The 26,543-nt window shown below is 56.7% G+C and carries 19 protein-coding genes; 11 read left to right on the top strand and 8 right to left on the bottom strand.

Annotated features, from left to right (window positions below; translation table 11 throughout):
* Positions 1-67 precede the first annotated feature (67 nt).
* Positions 68-4,186, top strand: coding sequence for a PilC/PilY family type IV pilus protein (locus tag BLQ12_RS23050; RefSeq protein ID WP_175470021.1), 4,119 nt, complete (start codon positions 68-70; stop codon positions 4,184-4,186).
* A gap of 88 nt (positions 4,187-4,274) precedes the next feature.
* A complete protein-coding gene (locus BLQ12_RS23045) occupies positions 4,275-4,616 on the top strand; it encodes a hypothetical protein (RefSeq protein ID WP_139164075.1) in 342 nt (113 codons plus the stop codon).
* A 471-nt stretch (positions 4,617-5,087) separates the two neighbouring features.
* On the opposite strand, the gene BLQ12_RS23040 is transcribed toward BLQ12_RS23045, so the two are convergent.
* The 6 genes from BLQ12_RS23040 to BLQ12_RS23015 form a co-directional block, all read right to left on the bottom strand.
* Positions 5,088-6,287, bottom strand: a complete 1,200-nt coding sequence (locus tag BLQ12_RS23040; protein WP_217640384.1) for a dicarboxylate/amino acid:cation symporter — start codon at positions 6,285-6,287, stop codon at positions 5,088-5,090.
* Positions 6,288-7,004: 717 nt separating this feature from the next.
* On the bottom strand, positions 7,005-8,441 hold the full coding sequence (locus BLQ12_RS23035) for a sigma-54-dependent transcriptional regulator (RefSeq protein ID WP_092214570.1): 1,437 nt from the start codon (positions 8,439-8,441) through the stop codon (positions 7,005-7,007).
* 3 nt (positions 8,442-8,444) lie between these two features.
* A complete protein-coding gene (locus BLQ12_RS23030) occupies positions 8,445-10,109 on the bottom strand; it encodes a transporter substrate-binding domain-containing protein (protein ID WP_092214569.1) in 1,665 nt (554 codons plus the stop codon).
* Positions 10,109-11,428, bottom strand: coding sequence for a tRNA (N(6)-L-threonylcarbamoyladenosine(37)-C(2))-methylthiotransferase MtaB (mtaB, locus tag BLQ12_RS23025; RefSeq protein WP_175470020.1), 1,320 nt, complete (start codon positions 11,426-11,428; stop codon positions 10,109-10,111). Before mtaB ends, BLQ12_RS23030 begins: the two co-directional genes overlap by 1 nt.
* Positions 11,429-11,795: 367 nt before the next feature.
* Positions 11,796-12,899, bottom strand: a complete 1,104-nt coding sequence (gene mnmA / locus BLQ12_RS23020) for a tRNA 2-thiouridine(34) synthase MnmA (protein ID WP_092214564.1) — start codon at positions 12,897-12,899, stop codon at positions 11,796-11,798.
* A complete protein-coding gene (locus tag BLQ12_RS23015; RefSeq protein WP_092214562.1) occupies positions 12,899-13,324 on the bottom strand; it encodes an NIL domain-containing protein in 426 nt (141 codons plus the stop codon). Before BLQ12_RS23015 ends, mnmA begins: the two co-directional genes overlap by 1 nt.
* A 408-nt stretch (positions 13,325-13,732) precedes the next feature.
* Here BLQ12_RS23015 and BLQ12_RS23010 point away from each other — a divergent pair, with 408 nt between their 5' ends.
* The 9 genes from BLQ12_RS23010 (at position 13,733) to BLQ12_RS22970 (ending at position 23,403) form a co-directional block, all read left to right on the top strand.
* Positions 13,733-14,221, top strand: coding sequence for a hypothetical protein (locus tag BLQ12_RS23010; RefSeq protein ID WP_092214560.1), 489 nt, complete (start codon positions 13,733-13,735; stop codon positions 14,219-14,221).
* Between the two features lie 236 nt (positions 14,222-14,457).
* Positions 14,458-15,948: an ATP-binding protein gene (locus BLQ12_RS23005; protein ID WP_092214559.1), complete on the top strand. Its 1,491-nt coding sequence runs from the start codon at positions 14,458-14,460 to the stop codon at positions 15,946-15,948.
* Complete coding sequence (locus tag BLQ12_RS23000; protein WP_092214557.1) at positions 15,938-17,317, top strand: sigma-54-dependent transcriptional regulator; 1,380 nt, start codon at positions 15,938-15,940, stop codon at positions 17,315-17,317. The genes BLQ12_RS23005 and BLQ12_RS23000 overlap by 11 nt, the downstream gene beginning before the upstream one ends.
* Before the next feature lie 270 nt (positions 17,318-17,587).
* The gene (locus tag BLQ12_RS22995) at positions 17,588-18,916 is read left to right on the top strand and encodes a short-chain fatty acid transporter (RefSeq protein ID WP_092214555.1); all 1,329 of its coding nucleotides are present in this window, start codon (positions 17,588-17,590) and stop codon (positions 18,914-18,916) included.
* A 49-nt stretch (positions 18,917-18,965) separates the two neighbouring features.
* Complete coding sequence (locus BLQ12_RS22990) at positions 18,966-19,631, top strand: CoA transferase subunit A (protein ID WP_092214553.1); 666 nt, start codon at positions 18,966-18,968, stop codon at positions 19,629-19,631.
* On the top strand, positions 19,624-20,286 hold the full coding sequence (locus BLQ12_RS22985; protein WP_092214551.1) for a 3-oxoacid CoA-transferase subunit B: 663 nt from the start codon (positions 19,624-19,626) through the stop codon (positions 20,284-20,286). The genes BLQ12_RS22990 and BLQ12_RS22985 overlap by 8 nt, the downstream gene beginning before the upstream one ends.
* Before the next feature lie 268 nt (positions 20,287-20,554).
* Positions 20,555-20,758 carry a hypothetical protein gene (locus BLQ12_RS22980; protein WP_092214550.1) on the top strand — a complete coding sequence of 68 codons (204 nt, stop codon included), beginning with the start codon at positions 20,555-20,557 and terminating at the stop codon, positions 20,756-20,758.
* Between the two features lie 43 nt (positions 20,759-20,801).
* On the top strand, positions 20,802-21,719 hold the full coding sequence (locus BLQ12_RS22975; RefSeq protein ID WP_092214548.1) for a metal ABC transporter solute-binding protein, Zn/Mn family: 918 nt from the start codon (positions 20,802-20,804) through the stop codon (positions 21,717-21,719).
* A gap of 373 nt (positions 21,720-22,092) precedes the next feature.
* On the top strand, positions 22,093-23,403 hold the full coding sequence (locus BLQ12_RS22970) for a GGDEF domain-containing protein (protein WP_092214546.1): 1,311 nt from the start codon (positions 22,093-22,095) through the stop codon (positions 23,401-23,403).
* A gap of 96 nt (positions 23,404-23,499) precedes the next feature.
* Here BLQ12_RS22970 and BLQ12_RS22965 read toward each other — a convergent pair whose 3' ends face one another.
* On the bottom strand, positions 23,500-24,183 hold the full coding sequence (locus BLQ12_RS22965; RefSeq protein ID WP_092214544.1) for an AAA family ATPase: 684 nt from the start codon (positions 24,181-24,183) through the stop codon (positions 23,500-23,502).
* Between the two features lie 119 nt (positions 24,184-24,302).
* The gene (gene fusA, locus BLQ12_RS22960; protein ID WP_092214542.1) at positions 24,303-26,387 is read right to left on the bottom strand and encodes an elongation factor G; all 2,085 of its coding nucleotides are present in this window, start codon (positions 26,385-26,387) and stop codon (positions 24,303-24,305) included.
* Between the last annotated feature and the right edge of the window lie 156 nt (positions 26,388-26,543).

Below are 26,543 nucleotides of genomic sequence, written 5' to 3'. Positions count from 1 at the left end.
TCAACGATGGTGTTTGCCGGTTGTTTTGGGGTGCCTGTTCATTTGTGTGATGGGGGGGAGCGCATCGGTGGAGGCTGAAACGGGTTTTGCCGATGTCATCGCCCATGCCCACGATCTGGGCACGTTGACCGATGCGGGTATCGTGAGGGATGGGGTTCTTGAACGTTGTGAGACCATTTGGGGGCAAAAGTGTTTTGACAAGGATTACTTCACGTTTTCCGTCAATACCCCCGGAACGGTCACGATATATGCTAAGGCCCCGGATTTCAATCCGAATCTGGAGACCGTGGGGTATCTCTATAGTACGGACGACGATGATTTGATGCTGGAGAGTGACAATACCGGTGGAAAGAAGGGTAACTTTCGGATTGAATGGTATTTGGATACTGCCGGATCGTATTATACCATGCTTCGCGGGGTAAAAAAGAGAAAGAATATCGGTGCGTACCGGCTGGTTCTGGAGTTTGAACCGGATGAGCCGACGCATTATTGGGACGGCGATGGAGACGGATGGGGTGACCCGAACATCACCACGGCTTCCCCAGTCGGTGGCGGGTGGGTGACTCAGTCCGGTGATTGCAATGACACGAACCCCGCGATCCATCCGGGTGCCGAGGACAATCAGTGCGACAGCATGGATAATGACTGTGACGGCCTCACAGACGAAGACGCCCCGAATTCGGCCAAGGTCCTCTACTATGACGACATGGATGGGGATGGGTATGGTAACCCTAAGAACTCTCACCTCGAATGCACCATACCTGATGGTGCTGTGTGGGTGACCAACGACGGTGATTGCGATGATTCGGATTCATCCGTCAACCCCGATGCCATCGATATCTGCGGGGATGGTGTCGATCAGGACTGCTCCAGCGCGGACAGGGTTTGTGGAACCAGCACGGTGTGCGTGGACATCGCCGATGCCCCGTTGACGACCCAGGTTGCGGCGGCACCCCCGCTGGTGATGTTTCTCTTAGACGACTCGGGGAGCATGGATTTTGATATTCTCTGCGATACCGGTTCCTTCAAGTTTATGAATAAAGGAGACGCCAAGAGTTCCGGGTATATCCTAGGTGACAATAATGTGGCCCGTGTCGACTCGTGGGCTCACGATGTGAGTACATGCTGGAAAACGCAGTGGTCGGGGTACAATAAAGTCTATTACAACCCGGAGGTGACCTACAAGCCCTGGCCCCTCTACACCAACGCCAATCCCCAGAGTACGAGAAAACATCCCTATTTTAATTATGGAACCCGTGACATGGATGCTGCCGGCGATTTCGCCGTGATTTATGGTGTGGATTTGAGTTATGCCCACTATTATCAGACATCCGGTGACAAGGTGTATCTCGTTAATCTGAGCGGGGGCGCGGCAGAGTACTATGAGGTGACGGACTCTGGGGACGAGCACTATTACGAGGTAGCGTCGTTGACGCTTCTCGACTCCGTGCCTTCGGCCATCGCCGTTACCGATTACCAGGCCGCCCTTCAGAACATGGCCAACTGGTATCAGTACAGCCGAAACCGGGAACTTGCCGCCAAGTCGGCGGTAGCCCAGGTGATCAGCGAGGTCAGCGGGGTCAAGGTGGGGCTTTATGCCATCAACAACGGGTCGGTGTCCGGGGTAAAATCGATTCATGTCGATGGAACTGACCTGACCGATACCCTGCTGCAAAAGCTCTATGCCATAGACTCCGAAGGGGGCACCCACCTGAGAAACGCCTTTTATAACATCGGGGCGTATTACGACAAGGCCTCAGGAGACGGAGGTATAGGGACGTCACCTTTTGACTCTGAAGAAAATGGCGGGACGTGCCAGAAAGCATTCACCATCGTGATGACCGATGGGTACTACAATGGGGATTTTGACTATTCTGTGGGTAACGCAGATAAAAATTCCACATCCGATACGTCCACCTGGGACGGGGTGCCGTATGCCGACGAATCGTCTGATACCCTTGCCGACATCGCCATGCATTTTTACGAGAGGGACCTGCGCACCGACCTGGCTGATAACGTGCCGACTACCGTTAAGGATACCGCACAGCATCAGCACATGGTGACCTATACGGTGGCCTTCGGGGTTTCGGGGACCTTGAAAGACAGTAATTACGACTGTCCGAAGGACTGTCCGGGTATGAAGGATGAACTGGCATGGCCCGCTCCCACATCGGACAAGACTAAAATTGATGATTTGTTCCATGCAGCGGTCAACGGCCGGGGAAAATTCATGACAGCCGGGAACAGCGAGGCCCTTGCCAATGCCCTGGTGAGTGTGATCGGTGATATCCAGAACCAGGTCATGAGCGGGGCGAGCGTGAGCATGAACTCCCAGGAACTGAAACAGGATACCAAGTTGTACCAGGGGTATTTTGATTCGTCGAACTGGACCGGGAACCTGAAAGCCTTTGACCTGGGAACGGATTCAGCCGGGAAGCTGACCACCACCAAGGCCTGGGATGCCCAGGAGGTGATGGCGGCCAAGTCCCTGACCTGGTGGGACTCATCGCGATGCATCCTCACCAATGGGGAGAGCGGCAGCACGGCGTTTCGGTACGGCAACCTGTCCGATGCCCAGAAGGAGAGCCTTTCCCAGGGCATTTTGGATTTTGTCCGGGGCGACTCCAGCGGGGAAAAGGCCAAAGGTGGAACATATCGCGACCGGGACGGGCTTGTGCTGGGTGATATCGTGAATTCGTCGCCGACGTATGAAAACGGCGTGGTCTACGTGGGGGCAAATGATGGCATGCTCCACGCCTTTGATTCTGCCGACGGCAACGAACTCTTTGCCTACATACCGTCCTTTGTCACCGAGAACCTGGGCTACCTCGCCGATTCCGAGTACACCCACACCTATTTTGTGGACAACACCGTTCAAATCCGAACCATTAAAAACGGCATCTCCGCAAAGACCTGGCTGGTGGGTGGACTGGGCAAAGGGGGCAGGGGGTATTATGGCATGGACATCACCAACCCCACCAAGATTTCAGAGCACCAGATCCCCACAATCTGGGAGTATCCGGCCTATGGAAACACGGACCCTGACATGGGATTCAGCTACAGCGCGCCTGCCATCGTCAAGGCCAACACCGGTCAGTACATCATTCTGGTCGGCAACGGATACGACAGCCTGAACGGAAAGGCCGTTTTGTATGCATTAAATATGGATGGGTCTCAGCTTGTCCCCATTGACACCAACGAGGGCAGCGCTGTGCCCGCCGATGAAAAATGCAATGGCCTGAGTTCTCCGGTGCCCATTGATACGGACTTTAACGGCACCGTGGATATCGTCTATGCAGGGGATATGCTGGGAAACCTGTGGAAGTTCGATCTTTCGTCCTCAAGTGCCGGGGCCTGGCATGTTGCCTACGACGGTCACCCCCTGTTTACCGCAAAAAACAAGGATGGCGAGATACAGCCCATTTTAGGAAAACCGGCCGTCATGTCCCATTGTGACAGAAACCGCAAAGGGGTCATGGTTATTTTCGGGACCGGTCGTTACCTTGCCAATGAAGATCCCTCCAATACGGACATTCAAAGCATCTACGGCATCTGGGACTGGGCGGATGAGTGGGAATCTCCGGAGTCCCGATACCTGGGAGCATTGCAGCAGCCCACAAGCAACGCCGCCGAGCGGACCCTTTCGCATTTTACAGACGCCACCTTATTAAAGCAGTCCGTGACATCACCTGCTTCGTCTGCCTTGCTCCACTCTACCTCCCACGCCATTGACTGGCTGGTCCCCGAAGAGTGGGTGAAAGCGGGTGCTTACGAGGGCGGGACCCATGTGGGGTGGTACCTGGACCTGCCGTTGACCGGTGAGCGCGTGGTGACCAAGACCCAGTTGCTCGACGGCAAAGCCATCGTGGCCTCCATCGTTCCCAAGCTCTCCCCCTGCACGGCTGGGGGCGGGTCCGTGTTTTACACGCTCAATGCCTGCGATGGGTCTCAGCCGGACGAACCCTTTTTTGATTCCGATGGCGACGGGGATGTGGACGATGACGACGGCACGCTTTCGGGCAGGCGGTTTAAAGATGATATCTATTACTCCCCTGCGATTCTGAACCGCAAGGGGAGTGCCACGGACGTCCTTATCTATGGAGAGGATGACGGGGCCGGCACCGCGCAGTCCATGGCCATCGAAAAAGAGGTTCTGGGGCTTTATTACTGGCGGTTTGTCGAGTGATATTGCTTGGCTTTTATGGGGCCTCGACGGGGAAGCAGAGGCCCCATGCCGTCACCAATGCAGAGGATTTTTAAAAGAGGATATGATCATGAAGAAATCGGTCGCTTACGTCATGGCCTTGGCGTTTTTTATTGTAGGGTTTTATTCGAACGGTTTTTTTTCTCCGGGGCTGGCCTGGGCTCGGAAGTCACAGGGTGAGAACGTCATGGCCTACGTTAAAAGTGTGCGTGGCGGATGGTACACAGGGAAAATTGATCACATCGATGCCTGGATTGTCACCATGGGTGATGTGAACCACTCCTTTGCCAAGGATGTCCTTTTTGTGTCAAAGGACGGATTTAAGATTTCCAGGCGAAATTTTCATAAAGGGGAAAGGGTGAAAATGCTTTTGGACTCACATTTTGAATGTTCTATTTTGCTTAAGATTTAATCCGTCTCTCTGGCGCCTGCCACCAGGGGCACCCTGTAAACGTCAATCATCGGGGTGTCTTTACTGTGGTGGGCTCTCTCCCCGCCTTTCCTCAACGACAAATCCCTGCGTTTCATGCCAGTTGCCCACCGACCCCATCGCCATAAGTGTCGTTTCCGTAAAGTCGCGTTCCTTACTATAGGTCGCCGATGGTTGGTGCCTTGCAGTTCGTCGGTCCACGGACCAGAGAAATCCGGGGGATACCAACAAAAGAAAAAGGGCCTCCACCGGTTTCCCGGGAAGACCCTTTTCCTTTTTCGCTTCTCTATGGGGATAGAAGAAGGTGGTTCGGTGTTCTGAGATGTGTATGAAAATCAGGAGGGGATAGTTCGATCACTGCGGGATGGGGACCCCGCAAGGTCTCGAAGCCCGGTCCGCGGAATGGGGACTCCGCGGGCCGGACGCTCCTGGGTTTTCCTTTTTGGGTTGAGGCTATACCGCCTCGGTGGCGTCGAAGATCTCCTTGTCGAACTCGCCTTCGCTCTTGGCAACGATCAGGGAAGTCATGGCGTCGCCGGTGACGTTGACACTGGTACGTGCCATGTCGAGGATTCGGTCGATACCCGCGATGAGGGCGATCCCTTCCATGGGCAGGCCGATGGAGGAGAGGGTCACCGAGAGCATGATGAGACCCGCGCCGGGTACGCCTGCCGTTCCGATGGAGGCCAGGGTGGAGGCGAGGATCAGGGTGATGTAGTTGGACATGGTCAGGTCGATGCCGCTGGCCTGGGCCACGAAGAGAGCGGCCACGCCCTGGTAGATGGCGGTACCGTCCATGTTGACCGTGGCGCCCATGGGAAGCACGAAGCTTGAGACGCTCTTGGAAACTCCCAGGTTCTCCTGGGTGCAGCGGATGGTCACGGGAAGGGTGCCGGAGCTGCTCGTGGTGGTAAAGGCCACGGCCTGGGCGTCAACGATGCCCTTGAAGAATTTGGCAGGGCTCAGGCGTGCAACAAGACCGACGCCGGAACCGTAGACAAAAATAACATGGACAATGGCGCCGATGTAGACGGCCAGGATCACCTTGAGAAGGGGCAGCAGCGTGGATGCGCCGTACTGTCCCACCACATAGGCCATCAATGCGAAAACGCCGTAGGGGGCGAATTCCATGACAATGGCGGTGAGGGTGTACATGATCTCTGCCACGGATTCGCAGAGTTTCTTGAAGGGCTCAGCTTTCTCGCCGGTGATGTTGATGGCGATGCCCAGGAAGATGGCAAAACAGATGACCTGGAGCACATGGCCGCTGGAGAGAGCGCCCAGGGGGTTCTTGGGAACGATGGACACCAGGGTGTCGATGAAGGGCGGCGCCTGCTTGGCGGAGACGGCCTTTCCCATGTCGATCATCATCCCCGCGCCGGGCTGGAGGATGGTGCTCACCAGAAGGCCGATGCAGACGGCAAAGGCTGTGGTGACAAGGTAGATGGCCAGGGTCTTCATGCCGATGCGACCCAGCTGCTTGCTGTCCTTGAGGCTGGTCATGCCAACGATAAGGGACGAGAAGATAAGCGGGATGATAAGCATCTTGATGGCGTTGATAAAGAGCGTGCCGATGGGTTTTACCAGTGCCGCTTTTTCCTGAAAGATGAGTCCGGCCACAATACCTAAGCCCAGACCGATCATAATTTTCATCCAAAGTTTCATATGTCCCCCTTCTCAATTCGAGTTACGTGTTTCTGGCGACCCCCGGAAAGCAATGACGCGTCAGTTCATGATTGAGCGCTTTCTAAATCCGTTCGATTTTTTAAGGGCAGCATTCCATCCATAATTACCGGTGAATACGGAAACGCAAATAAACCGCAGCACCGGTGCTGAGTCAGCTTTTTATAGAGCAAGGTCAGTGCCAAGATCTAACTATTTTCATAACAATCTGATTGAATAAGCTAAATATCCTGCATGCCGAGGGGAAAACGCAAAGGATGACCATATAACCAAAGGAATAGCTTGGGCGGGGAATTGCGGAAAAGCTCAAAAAATAAGGCGTTCGTTGCGGCTATAACGAAGGTTATGGATATAATTTTAGTTATAGCCCTTTGGTTTCGTTTTAGCTTAAAAAGGAACATCCGCTGGTTTCGTCAAGGGGGCAATAGGGACGTATAATCAGTCAAGCAAGACCGATGTGCTGAGAATTTGTTTTGTTAAGTTAGGAAATACACGGTGATTACCTGCGAAAAATGGCTTTCAAGGGGCCCCTCCCTTACTGCAGAAGAAACCCGATTAAAGATGCCTCTGGAGGCCAAACGGTAGCCTGATTTGGGGCGATCCCATGAAAATCTTCGCGGATGCTTTCTCCCCGAGGAACGAGGGGGGAAAGCATCCGCAACCTGGGTTCCCGGAGCCTAATTCTTCTCAGCCCTCCTGCTTTTCCCTGAGGTGCTTCATGCGTTTGCTCAGGGCGGGCTGAGAAATTCCCAGGATTCGAGCGGCGATGCTCTGGTTTCCTTCGGCCCGGGCCATGGCCTCCATGACCAGGAGCTGGGACGCTTCCGACAGGCTGGGCAGGGGCTCTATGCCTGAAAAGGGGTTGCCGCCCGATCCTTGCGAGGTAGTCGGTATCTCGAGATGCGCGGTGGTGTGGCCTTCCATGGCGTCTTTAAAGGAGGCCATGGAGAGGGTTCCTCCCTGGTGTCGTGCCACGGCGTCGAAGACCATGGATTTGAGTTCCCGGATGTTGCCCGGAAAGTGGTAGGTGGCCAAAAGAACCGGAAGCTCCTGGGGGTAGGCGGGTTTCTTTTTGCCGGTCTCTTCGGCGGCCATGGCAAGGAAGGTGTCCAGCAGGACGGGGATGTCGTCTTTTCGCTCCCGCAAGGGGGGCATGTGGATATGGTGGGTTTGGAGACGGTAGAAGAGGTCTTTTCGGAAGCGCCGTTCTTTGCCTTCTTTTCCTTTGATGGTGAGGTCCTGATGGGTGGAGCAGACCACCCGGGCGTTTATTTTTTCGGAATGGTCGCTTCCCACCGGGTAGTAGTCGCCGTCCTGGAGAAGGCGAAGCAGCTTGACCTGGGAGGGGGCGGACAGGTCGCCTATTTCATCGAGAAAGAGGGTGCCCCCCGAGGCCTTTTCCACCATGCCGGCCCGCCGCGAGTCGGCGCCGGTGAAGGCCCCCCGCACGTGACCGAAGAGGGTATCGGAAAAAATGGTGTCGTCCAGGCCGGCCACGTTGACGGCCACCATGGGCCCGGGCGGGTTACAGACCCGGTGGATGGCCCGGGCGATGAGCTCCTTGCCCGTACCGCTTTCCCCGGTGATGAGGACCGGCTGGCGGGAGCTTGCAAGGGATTCGATGTAGCTGAAGATGGAGACCATGTACCTGTTGGCCGTGGCAATGTGGCTGAAGGCTTCGGGGTGGCTGGGCGCCTTGCTGATGGTGGAGCGGATGGCCCTGTTTTCCCGTTTCAGCTCCCAGAGATTGACGGCGTTTCTCACTGTGGCCACGATGCGCTCTTCGGCGCCGGTCTTGACGATGTAATCGCTGGCGCCCATCTTCATGCACCGGACGGCAAGATTCACCTGGTTCATGCCGCTGACCACAACAATAACCGTGTCCGGGGACTCTTCCCGGATTACGGAGATGAGCTCTTCCCCCGGCATGTCGGGCATCATGAGGTCCAGAAGGACTATGCCGATCTCTTCCTCGGCCAGGAGGTCCCGCACCTTGCGTCCGTCGCTGAGCTTGCGCAGGTTGGCGAAGCCGGCACGCTCTAAAAGGAGTCCCAGGCTGCGGAGCCACGAGGGCTCGTCATCGATGAGGAGAATGGGGAAATCGTTGGTGACGTCGCCGGTCATGGGTTACTCCTTTGTCAGGACGGGTAGCTGAAGGGTGGCGGTGGTGCCTTGGCCCGGTTTGGATTCGAAGGTGAGTTTGCCTTGGTGGTTTCTTACAATACCTGCAGAGACCGACAATCCGAGGCCGGTGCCGCCCGCCGAGCGTTTGGTGGTGAAAAAAGGGTCCGTGAGATGGTCCAGGTGCTCGGGGTCGATGCCCGTGCCCTGGTCTGTCACCGACAGGGTGACGATGCCCTGGCGGGCATCCGTGGCGGTCTGCAGGCGGATGGCCGACTCGGGGTTGTCCAGGGCCTGGCAGGCGTTGAGCAGCAGGTTGACCACCACCTGCTCGATGCGCTGGGGGTTGGCCAGGATGGGCGGGATGCCTTCCCGAAGTTCCACGCCGAGGTGACGGGTCGCCTTCTCCACGGCGGGGCGGACAAGCCTTAAGGCATTGACGGCAATGGCGTTGATGTCTGTCTCTTCCTTTTCATCGTCGCTCTGCCTGGAAAAGTCACGAAGGTCTTCCACAATGGTTTTGATGTGCCGTGCCGCGTCATTGGTTTCATCTAAGATCAGGGGGATTTCATCGCGCATGCGGGAATAGGGCAGGCCCGCCACCTTGAAGTCACCGTGGTCTCTGTAGTGTTTTTCCAGGACGGGGTGCATCTCTTTGAAGGCGGCCACCAGCAGGGGGATATTAAGCAGGAGCAGACCGTTGGGGTTGTTGAGCTCGTGGGCGATGCCGGAGACCAGAAAGCCCAAAGAGGCCATTTTATCGGCTTGAAGCAGCTGTTTCTGACGGGTCTCCAGTTGCCGGGTGCGAAGGGCCACTTCCCGTTTGAGGGTGCGGGACCAGAGGACGTTTCCAACCACCACAAGGGCCATGAAGGTAAAGAGAAGGCTGGCGGCGATAATCAGCTTTCGGGTGGGGATTCCCGGGGACAGGACACCGAGCCAGCGATTGTGGATCCCCCGGAGGCGACCGGTTTTTTTCAAAATAGCCAGGCCTTCGCTTATTTGTGACATCAGCTCCGTGTTGTCTTTTACGGTGGCGTAGCAGTAGAGCTGAACGGCAACGGGGTTTCCGCGTTTTCGGATGTTGGTGAGTTTGTGCTCGCGGATATAGTAGAGGCCGGGCAGGTTGGCCACGATGGCGTGGTCATAGGTCCCGGACGCAACCATGCGCAGGGCGTCGGTCTGGTAGGGGACAGGCACCGGGGTGACCCTGAGATCGCTCTGCCTGAGGGTCTCGTGCATGATGCCGTCGTGTTGGACGAGGACCTTTTTCCCCGCAAGGTGGGACAGGCTGCTGACGCCTATGGTCTCTTCCCTGGTAAAGATGGAGTGGTGAATCAGGGTGTAGGCCTGGGAGAATTCGTACCGGCCTGCGCGCTCTTTGGAGTAGGAGATGCCCTGCATCACATCCACCTCTCCTTTTTTAAAGGCCTCCATGATCTCTTCCCAGGGGCCGAGGCGGATCTCGATCTCCATGCCCATCACCTCGGCAAGTGCCCGGGTAAGCTCAACGGTGAACCCGGTGGGGTCTCCATTCTTATCCAGGAATTCGTAGGGCGGGTACTGGGCGTCTCCCCCGAAGACGATGCGTTTCGGGGGAGCTGCAAGGGCCGTGGTTCCAGCGGCCAGCAAGGCAAGGCATAAGATAAGAAAGAGACCGCGTCGGGCCATCAGCTCTCCTCTCGTCTCCCTGTGAGGTAACCGGCATCGCTGACGGATTCGAGGGTAACAGGCACCAGCTGGTTCATGAGGCTGTCGTCCCCTTGGAACTGCACGGGGATGTACTGTGAGGTGACTCCTTTCAGCAGGCCCGTGTGATGATCCCGCTCCCGTTCAACCAGTACGTCGGCACGGGTTCCCAGGGCGGCTTCCATGAACCGTTTTTTTGCGGCATCGCCGATGGCACGTACCCGTGCGGTGCGGTGTTTCATGGTCTCTCCGTCAATGCGGCCGTCAAAGGAGGCCGCAGGGGTTCGTTCCCGGGGTGAGAAGGGGAAGACGTGGAGATAGGCCAGGGGAAGGGATTCAAGGAACGCGCAGGTGTTTTCGAACTGCTTCTCGGTCTCGCCGGGAAAGCCGATGATGACATCCGCGCCGATGGCCGTTTCAGGAGAGAGGTCGTGGATCCGGGTTACCAGCTCTTTGAAGCGTGCGGTGGTATAGGGCCGTTTCATGCGGGAGAGCACGGTGTCGTCGCCGCTTTGAAGGGGGATGTGGACATGGTCACAGAAGAACGAGGAGCCGGTGATGAGGTCGATGACCTCGTCGGTGATCTCCATGGGCTCCATGGAGCTCAGGCGAATTCGTTTTACCGGTTTCTCCTCTTCCATCTGCTTGAGGAGGGCGTAAAAGCTGGTGGCAGGGGTGAGGTCCAGACCGTAGCAGCCGATGTGGATACCGGTGAGCACCACTTCCTGGAAGCCCCGGGCACCCAAGGAGGCCAGGCGGGCCAGGGCCTCGGCCATGGGCATGCTGCGGGATCTTCCCCGCGTATGGGGAACGATGCAGTAGGAGCAGAAGGCGTTGCATCCGTCTTGGACCTTCAGCAAGGGGCGGGTACGTGTGCCTAACGCGTCCACGTCGATGCCCTTGAACTCGGTCTCCCGGCAGCTCTTGTTCCGGTCTTCGGAGAAGTGGGCCTCGCCCTTTTCGTGCAGGGCGATGACCAGTTCGGGGAGCCGGTGTTTTTCCGTGTGGCTGATGACGGCATCCACGCCTTCGATCTTTTCGATCTCTTCGGCTTCGGTCTGGGCGTAGCACCCGGTGACCACCATTTTGGCCGACGGGTTTTTCCGGATGGTCTGGCGGATGTGGTGCCGTGATTCTACCGAGGCCTTGCCGGTGACGGTGCAGGTGTTGATGATGCAGACGTCGGCGTCTGCGGGCTGTTTTGTTTCCTGCCAGCCCCGGGAGGTGAGGGCCATGCCCACGGCGTCGGATTCGAACCGGTTTACCTTGCAGCCCAGGGTGTTGATGAAATAGCGTGGCATAATATATCGACCTGTGATGTGCGCCATGACTCCATGGCGATGAGGGTGCTGTGTTAAAAAAAACGAGACGCCTTCGGTTGCTTGCTCGTTGGGCGTCGTCAGTCGTATGCAATGAAATATGTAAAAAAGGCTAACGGCCTGTCACTGTTCAGCTTATATCTCCGGTGGCCCTGCCGGGGGGTAAACGTTTGCCTGATTCTATAAAGACGGGCTTAACAAACAGGTTTTAAATATTTTTTTTGAATAAATTCCGTTTTAAAGGCGGATGTGATTTGACCCGAGAAACGAGGGGCAAAACGCATCCGCTACCTGCTTTCAAGGTGGCACACCTTGCCGCCGGAGGCAGTTTTTGAGAGTTAGGCTATCCTCAACGGGAGATCCATCCCCCGCCCAGCACCTCGTCCCCTGTATAAAAGGCGGCCCCCTGGCCCGGTGTCACCGCGGACTGCGGGGCGTCGAAGGTGACGGTGGCGTTCTCTCCTGTCGGGTCCAGCTCAATGCGGCAGGGGCTCCCTTTGTGGCTGTAGCGGATTTTGCAGACGGCATCAAAGGAGGTGCCGGCGGGGGGGCGGATCCAGTTGAGACGGGTCACCGTGCAGGCGTCGGACAACAGGGCCTCTTTTCTTCCCACCACCAGGCGGTTCGCCTCGGGTTCCAGGGCCAGGACGTAGTACGGGTAAGGGCCCGGGCAGTTGATGCCCCGCCGCTGGCCCACGGTAAAGCCGTGGAGGCCCAGGTGTCGCCCGACCTCGGTGCCGTCTTCCGTCACAATGGGGCCCGGTTCCATGACAAAGCCGGGGCGGGACAGGAGAAAGGCTTTGTAGTCGCCGTCCTGGATAAAACAGATGTCCTGGCTTTCTCCCTTGGCAAAGGAGGTGAGCCCCTTTTGGGCGGCTTCTTTCTTGATTTCCTCCTTGCGCAGGCCTCCTAAGGGAAACACGGCCTTTGCAAGGCGCTCAGGCGGCACCATGGCCAGGAAATAGGATTGGTCCTTGAAAGGGTCTTCTCCTTTTACGAGGTGAAGGCCGTCTGCTTCGTCGATGCGGGTACGGACATAATGTCCCGTGGCAAGGTCCCGGGCGCCCAGGGATTCGGCCACATCCAGAAGGTAGCCGAATTTTACCGTCGGGTTGCAGAGAAGGCAGGGGTTGGGGGTGAGCCCGTCCCTGTACGCCTTTTCAAAATGGGAGACCACCTCTGCCTCGAATCGATTCCGGATGTCGATGATGTGGATGGGGATGTCGAGCTGCTCCGCCACATGGTTCATGGTGGGAATGGCCACCCGGCAGCTCTCCGAGTGGAGGGTGAGCCATGGCGACGGGCTCGTGTCGCCTTTGGGCTGCCCTTTGTGCTCATAGCCGGTGATAAAATGGATGCCAATCACCTTGTGGCCTGCATTTTTGAGAAGCCAGGCCGCATACAGGGAGTCGATGCCGCCGCTTACCGCGACGGCCGTGGTGTGACTGTTCATCAGAAAAAATTCTTGTCCTTGGGATTGGCCTTCATGGCGTGGGACGGGCAGGTGGGAACACAGAGTTCACAGGCACTGCATTTTTCGAGGTCGAAGATCACTTCCATGGAGGGGCGTTCAATGGAAAGGGCCCCGGTGGGGCAGACCGCGGTACAGGCACCGCAGTGGGTACAGCGTGCCTCATCCCGGGTTACCTCCTGATCCGATCGGCTCACCTTGATGCCCTTGCTCTTGAGGTACTCCAATCCGCTTTTAAAGTTTTCCCGGGTCCCCTTCAGCTCCAGGACCATGATCCCTTCCCGGCGGGGGAAGATGTTGGCATGCAGGATGGCAAAGGTCAGTTCGTAGTCTCTGGCAAGGTAACAGACCACCGGTTCGGGGGAGGCCTCCTTGGGGAATTTAAGGATCAGTATTTTTGATTGCACGCGTCAGGTCTCCGAAGGTTGTTCCAGGGTAAAAAACTCGCCGAGGAACCTTTTTTGGTTCTTATCGGCTTATTAAGGGCGGGCCACGTTTGAAGGGCGGTCATGGTCAGCAGACCCCTTCTGCACTCGGAATACGGGCGGCACCCTGATTGTAAAGCTCTCTATCGTACCGGGTCTGATGGGGGGTGTCAATATAGCAGGGCCTTCTATGGATGGGCGTTTCATGGGGGAAGTGCGGCCGTTCTTTTTTTGGAAAAATGCAGACATACCTTTGCTATTTGGTTCTTTGCGGGTATCATTGACAAACAAGGGCGTGCGATGGTAGCGATTAAAAAACAATCAGAAGACAAATCAATTAGGCGGGGGCTTTTTTAAATTTCTCGCCACTCATACAGATGGAGACCGACCATGGACACCCCCCCCTCATTCGTCAAGGTCTCTGCTTTCATGGCATCTCACCTGCCTGATTTCTTTGACCATTACGGTATGAATTATTGTATTGACGGGCCTCAACTTGAATATTTTGTTTACAGCAAAGAAACGGGCTTCGATGTTTCTTGCTCTTTAACCGTCAATTTTGACGATGATGCCGGCAAGATCAATGTCATGAGTTTCTACCCTGGCCTATTCCAGCACCCAGGAACCCGTTATTTTTCTGCCGTCTGTTTTTTTATGATCATGCAGCATTTTGCGAATTTTAATAACATAAAACGTGAATGTCGAATCTGCCTCAATACAAAAAAAACTGTATTTTACTCTTTTTATGCATTGCTCAAGGATTTTGATTTCCACCTTGAGGTGTTTGGTGAAAAAGATCGGGTCGATTTAGAGAGCTTTTTTCTGTCCTTAAACATGGATACCTCCATGGTCATCGAACGCGACCTTGTGGACTATTAGCCGTGGCGATGCCCCACCCGCTTCTCCCCATCCCCGTTGTTCTCCTCTCCAACAACGTGTTTTTAAATAATCAACACGCCAATTGCATTGAAACTTATTATCTTTGTCCATGGCGTAAAAAATATTTACAAGGGCGGGGTGCTTGGGTTTAATGGAAAGAAGGTGCCTTTTACCCGGCATTCGGCAAAAGCGTCCCAAACGGCAACCCCCCCAATCATCCCAACGGCTGTGTTTGTATGAGACGTATACCCATCCGGATTTTCATATTTATCTTTATCTCCCTTATCATTGCGATCTCTTCCATCGGTACCGGCTTTATCCTGATGCGTGAGGCGGAGTACGCCCTGCTCCAGGAAAAACAGCGCAAGCTGTTCGCATTGGCCCGTGTGCTGGACTCCGTCCTGGTGGGCACCTTTGACGAGATTCTGGACAGTGAGGGTCTTGCCGGGGCTTCCCGGGAGGCCCGCATCGGTGCACTGAACCGACGGTTACGGGCCGTTACAGACCGGGTTGCCCTTTCGGAACCGGGGGTGGGGGTGGGGTATTACTCCCGAAGCCTGGATGCCATCATCACCTACGGTCCCAGTGAGACCTTAGGGCATAAGGTGGGCCAGAGCATCAGCGCGGATCATAAGGGGCGGTTTGTCATGGCCACGGGAATGCCGAGGGTGCAGACCGCAGGGCTGGTCCGTGGCGAGATCATGAACTGCATGTATCCCATCAACAGGGACGGGGAGGTGATCGGGTACATCTGGTCCAACGAGTTGATGGACGACATCAACGACCAGATCCGCAAGATGCTTTACCGATTCTATGTCGCCATTGCCGCAGGGATTGTCTTTTCCTTTGCCGGTACCGCGTTTATTGCCCACGCCGTGGGACTCAGGATCCGGGAGATCAAGCGCGGCATAAAAGCCATCGAAACCGATGTCACCCACCGCATTGCCCCCATGGGAGGTGAGCTCGGCGAGATAGCCGTGTCGGTCAATGAGTTTGCCGAAGTCCTGGAGTCGAGGCGGCGCCTTGAGGAGCAGATGCAGAGGACAGATCGCCTGGCCGCCTTAGGGGAAATAGCAGCGGGCGTGGCCCATGAAATCCGAAACCCCATGACCTCCATCAAAGGCTTTGTCCAGCTCATCGAAACCGGCATGGAACCGGAAGACGTCCGGCGCAAATACACGTCCATCGTCATCGCAGAGGTGGATCGCCTGAACAAGATGGTAAGGGAGCTCCTCTACTATGCGCGCCCCTCCGATTCCCTGAAGCTGGCCGTGGACATCAACGGGATTCTTGCCGATACCCTGCTTCTCGTGAATCTCAACGCCACCCGGCAGCATGTGCAGATCGTGATGGACTACGGAGAAGACCTGCCCCGGGTGGTGGTGGACCAGGAACAGATCAAGCAGGTCTTCCTGAACATCCTGATCAACGCGGTACAGGCCGTTGAAAACGGGGGGCACATTCGCGTGGAGAGCATGGCCTTGGACCGTGGGGTGGCCGTTGTGGTGGAAGATGACGGCAAGGGCATCGAACCCGCACAGGTTGCGCGTCTGTTTGATCCCTTTTTTACGACCCGGGACAACGGAACTGGCCTGGGTCTTGCAGTTGTTCAGAAGATCATTGATCTTCATCACGGGGTGGTGGAGGTGGAGAGCCGCCTGGGAGAGGGGACACGTTTTCGGGTGGTTTTACCGGCAAAGCCTGAAGGGGATGGGGATGGGAACTAAGAAAATGCGCGTGCTGGTGGTGGACGATGAGTCCCATGTCCGGATTCTTCTTTCCGAGGTACTTAAAATGGAAGGGTTTATCTGTGTTCAGGCGGAGAACGGCAAGGATGCCCTGGCATGCATGGAGGCTGAACCGGTGGACCTGGTCCTCATGGACATCCGCATGCCGGTGATGGACGGCATGGAGGCGGTTCGCATCATGCGGGACACCTGGCCCGAGGTGCCTGTGATCATGACCACCGCCTTTGCCGGGGTGGACACCGCCGTGGAAGCCATGAAGCTGGGGGCATACAATTACATCTCCAAGCCCTTCAACAATGAGGAGATCATCGTCAATGTCAAGCGCGCCCTTGAAATCCAGAGCCTGACCCGCGAGGTGGAAGACCTGAGGCGGGTGGTGAGGACCCGCTTTTCCATCAACAACATCATCGGAAAATCCGCCGGCATGCAGGAGGTGTTCAAGGGCATCGGCCGGGTGGCTCCCACCAACTCCACCGTGCTGATCCAGGGCGAGAGCGGAACCGGAAAAGAGCTTGTGGCCCGGGCCATTCACTACAACAGCCGACGGAGCCAGGGGCCCCTGGTGAACCTTAACTGTGCCGCCATTCCCGAAGGGCTCCTTGAAAGTGAGCTGTTCGGCCATGAAAAGGGCTCCTTTACAGGGGCCATGAACCACCACCCCGGAAAGTTCGAACTGGCTGCCGGTGGAACGATTTTTCTCGACGAAATCAGTGAGATGAGCCCGAACCTTCAAGCGAAACTTTTACGGGTTCTTCAGGACCGGACCTTTCAGCGTGTGGGAGGGACCCGGACCCTTGCCGCCGATGTCCGGGTGATCGCAGCCTCCAACAAGGACCTCTCCGAGGCCATCCGCCAGGGGAGCTTTCGGGAGGATCTCTACTACCGCCTGAACGTGGTTCAGCTGGAAATTCCCCCGTTGCGTGATCGCCGGGAGGACATCCCTTTGCTGGTGGACCACTTCATTGCCCGCTGCAACAAAGAGATGGGAAAGCAGGTGCAGCAGATCTCCCATGAAGCCCTGAAGCAGCTCACGGCCTACGCCTGGCCCGGCAATGTCCGGGAGCTTGAAAATGCCGTGGAACGCGCCGTTGTCATGGGGCAGGGGGGCGTGATCATGACCGAAGACCTGCCCGTATCTCTCCAGGGGATTCAGCCCCGCGCCGTAACCCGGGTGAACCAGGACCGGGGAGGCTCCCTCAAAGAGATGATGGAGGCCGTGGAAGCGGATATTCTGCAAAGCGCCCTGGACGACACCGGGTGGAACCGCGTGAAAACGGCGGAAGTACTAAAAATGAGCCGCAAGGCCCTGATTTATAAAATTGATAAATATGGATTAAGCCAACGCTGAACCCCTTTCCCCTTTGACCTCGAATTGTCTCTGATCTCTGTGTAAACCTTACACAGCCTCCTCCCGAACTTTGCACACCTTTTTGACGTATTATCCCGATTGATTTGTGGGTTTTTCTTCGGATCGGTAACAAAATAAGCGCATTGCGGTCGATGTCTGTTCCTTGGCATGCTTGGTGCTAATTCCTAATGGAATGCGTTGGGTTTAACTGTGGGTGCGGTGCCGTGACAAGGGTGTTTCGGGTTGCGCCACAACAAGGGAGGAATCACTATGATACGAGGTCTCGCTGCCTTTTTCAGCAGAATTGTCCGTCGCTGGTTGCCGGATGCGTTTCTTTTTGCCGCTATCCTGACCTTTCTCGTTTTTATTTTCGGCATGATCTTTCAAGGTCAATCGCCGGTTTCCATGGTGAAATACTGGGGTGAGGGGTTCTGGAAGCTTCTCGCCTTTGCCATGCAGATGGTGCTGGTGCTCGTCACCGGACACACCCTGGCCCGAACCCAGGTGGTGGAGTCCTTTCTAAAGGCCATCGCCGGGGTGGCCAAGACACCGTCCCAGGCCATCGGCGTCACCACCTTCGTGGCCCTTGTGGCCTGCTGGGTGAACTGGGGCTTCGGCTTGATCGTGGGAGCGCTCCTTGCCCGGGAGATGGTCAAGAAGGTCAAGGGAATCCACTACGGCCTTCTCGTGGCATCGGCCTATACGGGTTTTATTATCTGGCACGCGGGACTCTCCGGGTCCATCCCCCTTAAGGTGGCCGATGCCAAAGGCTTCATGGCAGCGATTACAGGTGGCACGCAAATTCCTGTGTCCGAGACAATCTTTGCCTGGCAGAGCCTTCTGATTTGTGTGATCCTTCTTGTCTCCCTTCCCATCATCAACCGCATGATGATGCCCAAGGCCGAGGATGTGGTGGAAGCTGATCCCGCGCTGTTTGCCGATGAGCACGAGGAGGCACCTCAAAAGCCCCGTTCCGAGATGACCCCGGCCGAACGGCTGGAGAACTCCATGGTGATCTCCATGCTTCTTGGCGCCATGGGCTTCGGGTACATCATCTACTACTTCGTCACCGGCGGCAAGCTGGGCCTCAACAGCGTGAACCTTATCTTTCTGTTTGCAGGCATCATCCTTCACAAGACACCTGCCAACTACCTTCGGGTAATGAACGACGCCATTAAAAACACCGGCGGCATCGTGCTGCAGTTTCCCCTTTATGCGGGCATCATGGGGATGATGGTCCATTCAGGCCTTGCTGCCGCAATCTCTCAGTGGTTTGTGGAGGTCTCCACCGTAACCACCTTTCCGTTTTTTACCTACCTTTCCGCAGGGATCGTCAACTTCTTCGTGCCTTCCGGCGGCGGGCAGTGGGCCGTACAGGGTCCCATTGTGATGCCTGCGGCCCAGGAGCTGGGGGTTCCCCTTGGCAAGGCGGCCATGGCCATTGCCTGGGGCGATGCCTGGACCAACATGATTCAGCCTTTCTGGGCCCTGCCCCTCCTCGGGATCGCCGGGCTCACCATCCGGGATATCATGGGCTACTGCACCGTGGCCCTGCTCTGGGGAGGTTTCGTCACCTCGGCGGTGCTGATGCTTCTTTAACCAATCTTCAGGATCTACAGGATATATTAAACGGCCTTCGGAGGCATATATGAACAAGGTAAAGACGCTGGACCAGGCGGTCCGGAGCATAAAAAACGATGATGTGATCATGCTGGGCGGGTTTATGACCGTCGGCACCCCTGAGCTGCTCGTGGACGCGGTGGTGGCCAAGGACCTGACGGGCCTGACCATCGTCTGCAATGATGCCGGCGTTCCCGGGAAAGGGGCGGGCAAGTTCGTGCGCCAGGGGTCGGTGAAAACCTTTTACGCTTCCCATGTGGGGCTTAACCCCGAGTTCGGCAAGGCCATGACCGAAGGGCGCATTGAGGCCATCCTCGTGCCCCAGGGCACCCTGGCCGAGCGGATCCGTGCGGCCGGAGTCGGCCTTGGCGGGATCCTTACCCCCACGGGGGTGGGCACCGAGGTGGAAAAAGGAAAAGAGACGATTGTTGTGGACGGGCGGGCCTATCTGCTGGAGCCCCCCATCAAAGGGGACGTCGCCCTCATCAAAGCGCACAGGGCGGATCGGGCCGGGAACGTGATATTCCGCAAATCAGCCCAGAACTTTAACCCCCTGATGGCCATGGCCTGTGAGTACGTTGTTGTGGAAGCCGAGCACATTGAGGACACAGGGACCATGGATCCCGACCATGTGATGCTTCCTGGAATTTTTGTGGATGCCGTTGTGCAGGCAGGGGAGGTGGAAAATGGCTGATAAACCAACAGGCAGAGAACTGATTGCGCGGCGCATCGCCCGGGAGTTCAAGGATGGCGACATCGTGAACCTGGGTATCGGCATGCCGACCCTCGTGGCCAACTTTATCCCCGAGGGGGTGGAGGTGCTGCTTCAATCCGAAAACGGGTTCATCGGTATCGGACCGGCGCCCGCGGAAGGGGAGGCGGACCCGGATCTCATCAACGCCGGGAACCAGCCTGTTACCATCTTGCCGGGGGGGTGCTTTTTCGACAGCGCCACCTCCTTCGGCATCATCCGGGGCGGTCACATCGACGCCACGGTCCTGGGGACCCTGGAGGTGGACCAGGAGGGCAACATCGCAAACTACATCATTCCCGGAAAAATGGTGCCGGGCATGGGGGGCGCCATGGATCTGTGCACCGGGGCGAAGAAGGTGATTATCGCAACGGATCACACAAACCGGAAAGGGGAATCCAAAATCCTCATGCGCTGCAACCTGCCCCTCACAGCCGTCCGGGAAGCCAACCTTATTGTTACGGAACTGGCCGTCATGGAGGTCATCGAAGGTGGCCTCCTGCTCAAAGAGACCGCTCCGGGGGTCAGCGTGGAAGAGGTCCTCGCCAAGACCGAAGCCGTGCTGATGGTCCCGGATACCGTGGGGTCCATGATCTGAGGACTCCTACTCTCCCACCGGTAGGTCTCTGAAATCGGGGGAGCCCCCTGGCCGCGGGCTCCCCTCCACCCCTTCTTGTTTTCCTTCCTTTTTCCCATCATTTCTCTGCAGTGACTTTCTGTTGACATTTCATTATGAACGGATCATTTTGCAATGACACCCGGTGTGTGGTATGCCGATCGGCCGTACCCGGCCCGGGGGACTTTTTTCTCGTTGCCGAGGGCTCTTCGTGTCATGCCCTTTGTGAACCGCTTTGGAGAACGGAGCCATGGTAAGGAAACAGGTGGGTCAGATTTTAACGGCGGTGCTTCTTGTGTTTTTGGTCGCGTGTTCAGGGGACGAGGAAACAGAGACGCCCCGGATGTACGATGCGCAGCGGGAGGCCCTTGAACAAGCCCGGGAGGTGGAGGCCGTGCTGCAGAAGGCTGATGAAAAAAGGCGTGAAGAGATCGAAGAGATGGAAACCCATTGACGGCACGCAGTGGCCGTTGCTGAGCAGATAGTGAGGTGAAAAGATGAGACGATTTGTGATGTGGGCGGTGAGTGCGTTGTTCCTGGGCGTTTCTTTTGGGGCCGGTGCAGAAGAGGTGCCCGTGTCGGTGTTTGTGAGCATTGCTCCCCAGAAGGCTTTTGTGGAGCGTATCGGCGGGGACCGGGTAGAGGTGAAGGTTCTGCTCTCCCCTGGAGAAAGTCCTGCCATGTACCGACCCAAACCGTCCAAGGTGGCAAGCCTGGCGGAAGCCGATCTTTTTTTCCGCATGGGCCTTCCCTATGAAACCCATCTGATGCCCAAGATTACGAGTATGGCAGGGGACCTGAAGGTGGTGGATACCCGAAAAGGGGTGCCCATGCTGTCCATGGCGGAGCACCACCACGACAAAGAGCACGGGGGGCACGACCACCACGACCACCATAATCACCACGATACCCATGAAGGCATGGATCCACATATATGGCTTGACCCCATGCGGGTGCAGATTCAGGCCGTCACCATGCGGGACGCCCTTATCTCCTTGGACCCGTCGGGGCGGGCAGTGTACGAGGCCGGGTGCAACGCCCTGATAAACGAGTTGGATGCCCTCCACGGGCAGATCTCAAAAGCCCTGGCCCCCCTGGCCGGGGAGACCCTTTATGTGTTTCACCCTGCCTTCGGGTATTTTGCCGATGCCTACGGGTTGGTACAAAAGGCAGTTGAGGTGGAGGGGAAGAGCCCCAAGGGCAAAGCCCTTGCAGGGTATATCGGGCAAGCCAGGGCCGACGGTGTCCGTGTCATTTTTGTCCAGCCCCAGTTTGACCGCCACACCGCCGAGAAGGTTGCCGCAGCCATCGGCGGAGCGGTGGTTCCACTGGATCCCCTGGCGGGTGATTACTTCGGAAATTTGAGGGAGATGGCTGATAAGGTGTCAGAAGGGTTGAAAGACCAGGGAAAATAGGCGTACCCGTATGGATTGTTACAGGACGGCTTTCCTCTGAGGCGAGGTAAAGCCGTTTATGATTTCTGGCCCTGGGTCAGCAATTGTGTTAGATATGGCCTTGGGTTTGGGTGTTTTTCAAGCAGGGGGAATTCAATCAGACAACCTTGGGTCTTTCGGCGCTTTCAATGGAAACGTGAGCATGCTCCGTTTTCTACATGGCGTCGGGAACGCAAGGGGCGTTGGCATAATCCGAGGGTCTCGGGTGTCAGCGTCATAGCAGGCAGGGCCTGGTCTGGAGGGAAGGGTGCTGGATAAATGGTTGGTGACGGAAGGTGGTCCAGATACCGGTGAGTCTCACCGGGCGGGCAGGAAAGGAGAAGAAGGGGGCGATATGCCTGCGCAACTTCTTCTTCAGGCCAAGGCAGGCGTGGCATGCATCGGGCTGGAACCCTCCGGCGAGATCTCCCAGTGGGAGAGCTCGGCCGAAGCGCTGTTCGGCTACGGGGCGGCCACCATGGCCGGCCGTGATTTGAGTTTTCTTGTGCCTTCTCCGGAAGAGGGAGAGACCCTGCGGGGGTTTATCAAGGCCTGCCTCAGGGGGGCGAGCGCCTCGGAGGTCTCCACGGCCTGCATGACCGAACGGGGGGATGTTTTTTTCTGTCGCTGGTATGCGGTGCCGGCGGTTCGTGAATCCGGTCTGGCAGGGCTGGCTGTGCTGGTCAAAGATGTCACAAAGCAGATCCTTGCCGTCAATGAACTCAACCGGGCGAGGAATCAGGCCCGGAGTCTTTTCAGCAGCTCACCCATCGGTATTTTCCAGGCAGACATCAGGGGGCGCATCCTTGTGGTGAACCCCGAACTGTCCTGGATGCTCGGCTACGAATCCCCCAGGCAGCTTACGGAGATCCAGGATGATGTCTCGTCCCTTTTTGCCGACCCGCTTCGGGCCGAGTCTTTTTTGTTTCAACTCTACGAAGGGGAGCAGCTGAACCGTTTTCGCTGCCAGCTGTGTCGGCGGGACGGGGAAAAGACCTGGGCCTTGTGCTACGGTCAGGTGACCCGTAACGCCAAAGAGCGCGTGAACGGGTTTTACGGTTTCTGCATCAATATTTCCATGACCGTCCGTGTGGAGCAGGAGCTCAAGCGCGTGAACGAAGAGCTTCGCAAGGCATCCATCATGGACGCCACTACCCGGATTGCCAACCGGGGCCACTTTGACGAGTGCATTGTCACGGAATGGAACCGTCACCTCCGGGAACAATCGGAACTCTCTCTGATCCTCTGCGATATCGACCATTTTAAGCTGTACAACGACACCCACGGGCATCAGGCAGGCGACCATTGCCTGGCCTGTGTGGCCGGGGCGCTTGTCTCCTGCGTGCGCCGGCCCGGGGATCTGGTGGCACGATACGGGGGGGAAGAGTTTGTGGTGATCCTTCCCCATACCGACCTTAACGGAGCACGGCACCTGGCCGAAACCATGCGGCGCTGTGTCGAAGGGCTGGCCGTGACGGATGAACGATCCGAGGCCGTAACCCACGTCACCTTGAGCCTCGGGGTGGCCTCCCTGTTTCCGGGGTCTGAAACCCGGGAAACCGAGTTGGTGCGACTGGCAGATGAAGCGCTCTACAAAGCCAAAGAGCAGGGGCGCAACCGGTGTGTTGTAAGTGGAGAGTCCGTAGGCGGGGAGATTCCGGCGTAACAGCAACTGGGAAGGATTCATAAAAAAAGGCACCCTGATTTAGGGTGCCTTTTTTTATGGAAACCATGTATCCGAGGAGAAGGGCAGGGCCCTTGACTAACGGATAATCATCGTCTCGGGGTCAAGGACGGCTTTTTTGTCGGCCTTGGAGCCTTTGACGGATTTTACATAGATGGTGTTGTTCTCCGGGATGATCTGGAGCATGGTGGAGAAGATGTCATCAACGCCGGCAAGCTGAACGGGCAGGCCGTTTTCAGCAGGCGCTTCGTGGCGGTGGGTCTTGACGGTGAAAAGGGCAAAGTATCCCATGCGTGAGGCAAGGGCCTTGAGCTCTTCCATGTCGGCGCGGCCCTTCTCTTCGAAGGGGTAGCCATCGATGATCATCATGTCCGGGTTGAACAGGTCCTGCTCGACCAGGTCGTTGATACGCTCTTCCAGGCGGGCCATGGAGAAGCCGTCCACGTTCATGGTCAGGATCATGCGGTTGGGAAGAATCTCGTCGTATGCGGACTGGGGCTCTTCCACACGGTTCAGGTCTGCCAGGTTGGCGAACATTTCGTTGTACCAGACGCTGACCTTGTTCACGGGCTCGTCCAGGCTGACATGAAGTACCTTCTTGCCGCAGGCCATGGCGTGGAGCGCCATCTGCACAACCAGGGACGTCTTGCCGAGGCCGGCACGGGCCATGACGGCACCGAGTTCACCCCCGTTGATCATGTCATCGCAATCGATGCCCAGTGCACCGAAGGGGTTCCTGAAGATCAATTCCTTTTTCGTCATAGTATCCTCTCTTGTCGCTGAGGTTCGTACTCAAAAATGACCCCATGGTGTCAACCCGGCAGTCCTCCCAACCAAAAACCGGATGTTCGGATAGCTGCCGGGTGATGTGTTCCATCAGGCTATCTGGCAGCTTTCTCTTCGTTCACTTTTTTGACGATCTCTTCCGATACGGAGGTGGGCACGGTCTTGTACGTGCTGAACTCCATGGTGTACTGGGCTTTGCCCTGGGTGGAAGATCGAAGAACGGTGGAGAAACCGAACATCTCAGCAAGGGGAACCTGAGCTTCGATACGGCTCATGGTTCCTTCATCCTGTGAACCAAGGATAATACCACGGCGCTGGTTAATCAAGCCCATACATGGACCCTGGAACTCATTGGGGCTTTCAATCTCAACCTTCATGATGGGTTCCTGGATCACAGGCTTGGCTCTGTCGTAGGCCTGTTTGAATGCGCCACGTGCCGCAGCCTGGAAAGCCATTTCAGAGGAGTCGACCGCGTGGAAGCCGCCGTCAACAAGGGTAACGGCAATGCCGGTGACAGGGAACTCAAGCTTGGGACCTTTGGCCATGCAGCTTTCAAAACCCTTCTCACAAGAGGGGATAAACTGGGTGGGGATACGTCCACCGACCACCTTGCTTTCGAAGGAGAACTGCTCTTCTTCGAGGGGCTCGATGTAACCCATGACTTTACCGAACTGGCCGGAACCACCGGTCTGCTTCTTGTGGGTATAGTCAAATTCGGCGCGGCGCGTGATGGTTTCACGGTAGGCTACGCGGGGCTTTCCGGTTTCCACTTCGGCGTTGTACTCACGCTTCATACGCTCAACATACACCTCAAGGTGAAGTTCGCCCATGCCTTCGATGATGGTCTCGTTGGTCTCGTCATCGATGAAGGAGCGGAAGGTGGGGTCCTCTTTGGTGAATCGGTTGAGGGCCTTGCTCATGTTGATCTGTGCTTTGTTGTCCTTGGGCGTGATGGACAGGGAGATTACGGGCTCAGGGACAAACATGCTCATCATGGAGTAGTTGATGGCGGAGTCGACAAAGGTGTCGCCGGAGGCGCAGTCTACACCGAAGAGGGCGCCGATGTAACCGGCAGGAATCTCGGTGATGTCCTCCATGTCGGAGGCGTGCATGCGAACCAGGCGGCCCACTTTGATTTTACGTCCGTTTTTGGCGTTGTTGACCGTGTCGCCTTTTTTCAGGGAACCCTGATACACACGGATGTAAGTGAGCTGGCCGTACTGACCGTCCTCGAGTTTGAAGGCCAGGGCCACGGTGGGCTTCTCGCTGTCGCCTTCAAGAACCACGGGAGCCTCTTCGTTGTCGAGGTCCAGGGCTTCGTTGGTGATGTCGTCGGGGGTCGGCAGGTAACGGGTTACCGCATCGAGGAGGGGCTGAATCGCTTTGTTCTTGTAAGCGGAGCCCATGAAAACGGGGGTGATCTGGCGCTCGATGGTACCGATACGGACCGCGTCCACGATCATTTCCTGGGTGATCTCAGCCTCTTCGAGGATGGCATCGGTGAGGGCTTCGGAGAAGAGGGATGCCTGGTCGATAAGCTCTTCACGCTTGGCCTGGGCCTCGTCAACGAGCTCTGCGGGGATCTCTTCAACACGGATCTCTTCACCGTTGTCGCCGTCGAAGTAGTAGGCTTTCATGGCAACAAGGTCCACAACGCCCTGGAGGTTGTCCTCAAGGCCGATGGGCAGCTGCATGGCAACGGCGTTGTGACCGAGCTTGTCGTTGAGCTGCTCGATAACGCGGAAGGGGTTGGCACCGCTTCGGTCGCACTTGTTGACGAAGGCGATACAGGGAACCTTGTAACGCTTCATCTGGGCGTCAACCGTAATGGACTGTGACTGAACACCGGCCACAGAACAGAGAACAAGGATGGCACCGTCAAGGACACGCAGGGAACGCTCAACTTCGATGGTGAAGTCAACGTGGCCCGGGGTGTCGATGATGTTGATCTCGTGTCCCTTCCATTCGCAGTACGTGGCTGCCGAGGCAATGGTGATGCCCCTTTCCTTTTCAAGTTCCATGGAGTCCATGGTGGCGCCGACGCCGTCTTTGCCCTTTACATCATGGATGGCATGGATCCTGTCGGTGTAAAAGAGAATGCGCTCGGTCAGGGTGGTCTTCCCGGAGTCGATGTGGGCGCTGATGCCTATGTTTCTAACTTTCTGCAAGTCGGTCTTCATTGTCACGTATCCTTCTTGAAAAAACGATCGAGGCAGCACATGACAACCCAAAAGGGAATGATGAACGTATCATTCCCTGTCCGGTGGGTGTGAGTCACACGTTACCCCGGTTTAACGAGCCTTTCCAGATTTTGCTCATGGTGGTTTGTTTGCTTA

Source organism: Desulfoluna spongiiphila, from assembly GCF_900101345.1.
GTDB lineage: Bacteria > Desulfobacterota > Desulfobacteria > Desulfobacterales > Desulfolunaceae > Desulfoluna > Desulfoluna spongiiphila.
This window is presented reverse-complemented; position numbering and strand designations above follow the sequence as displayed.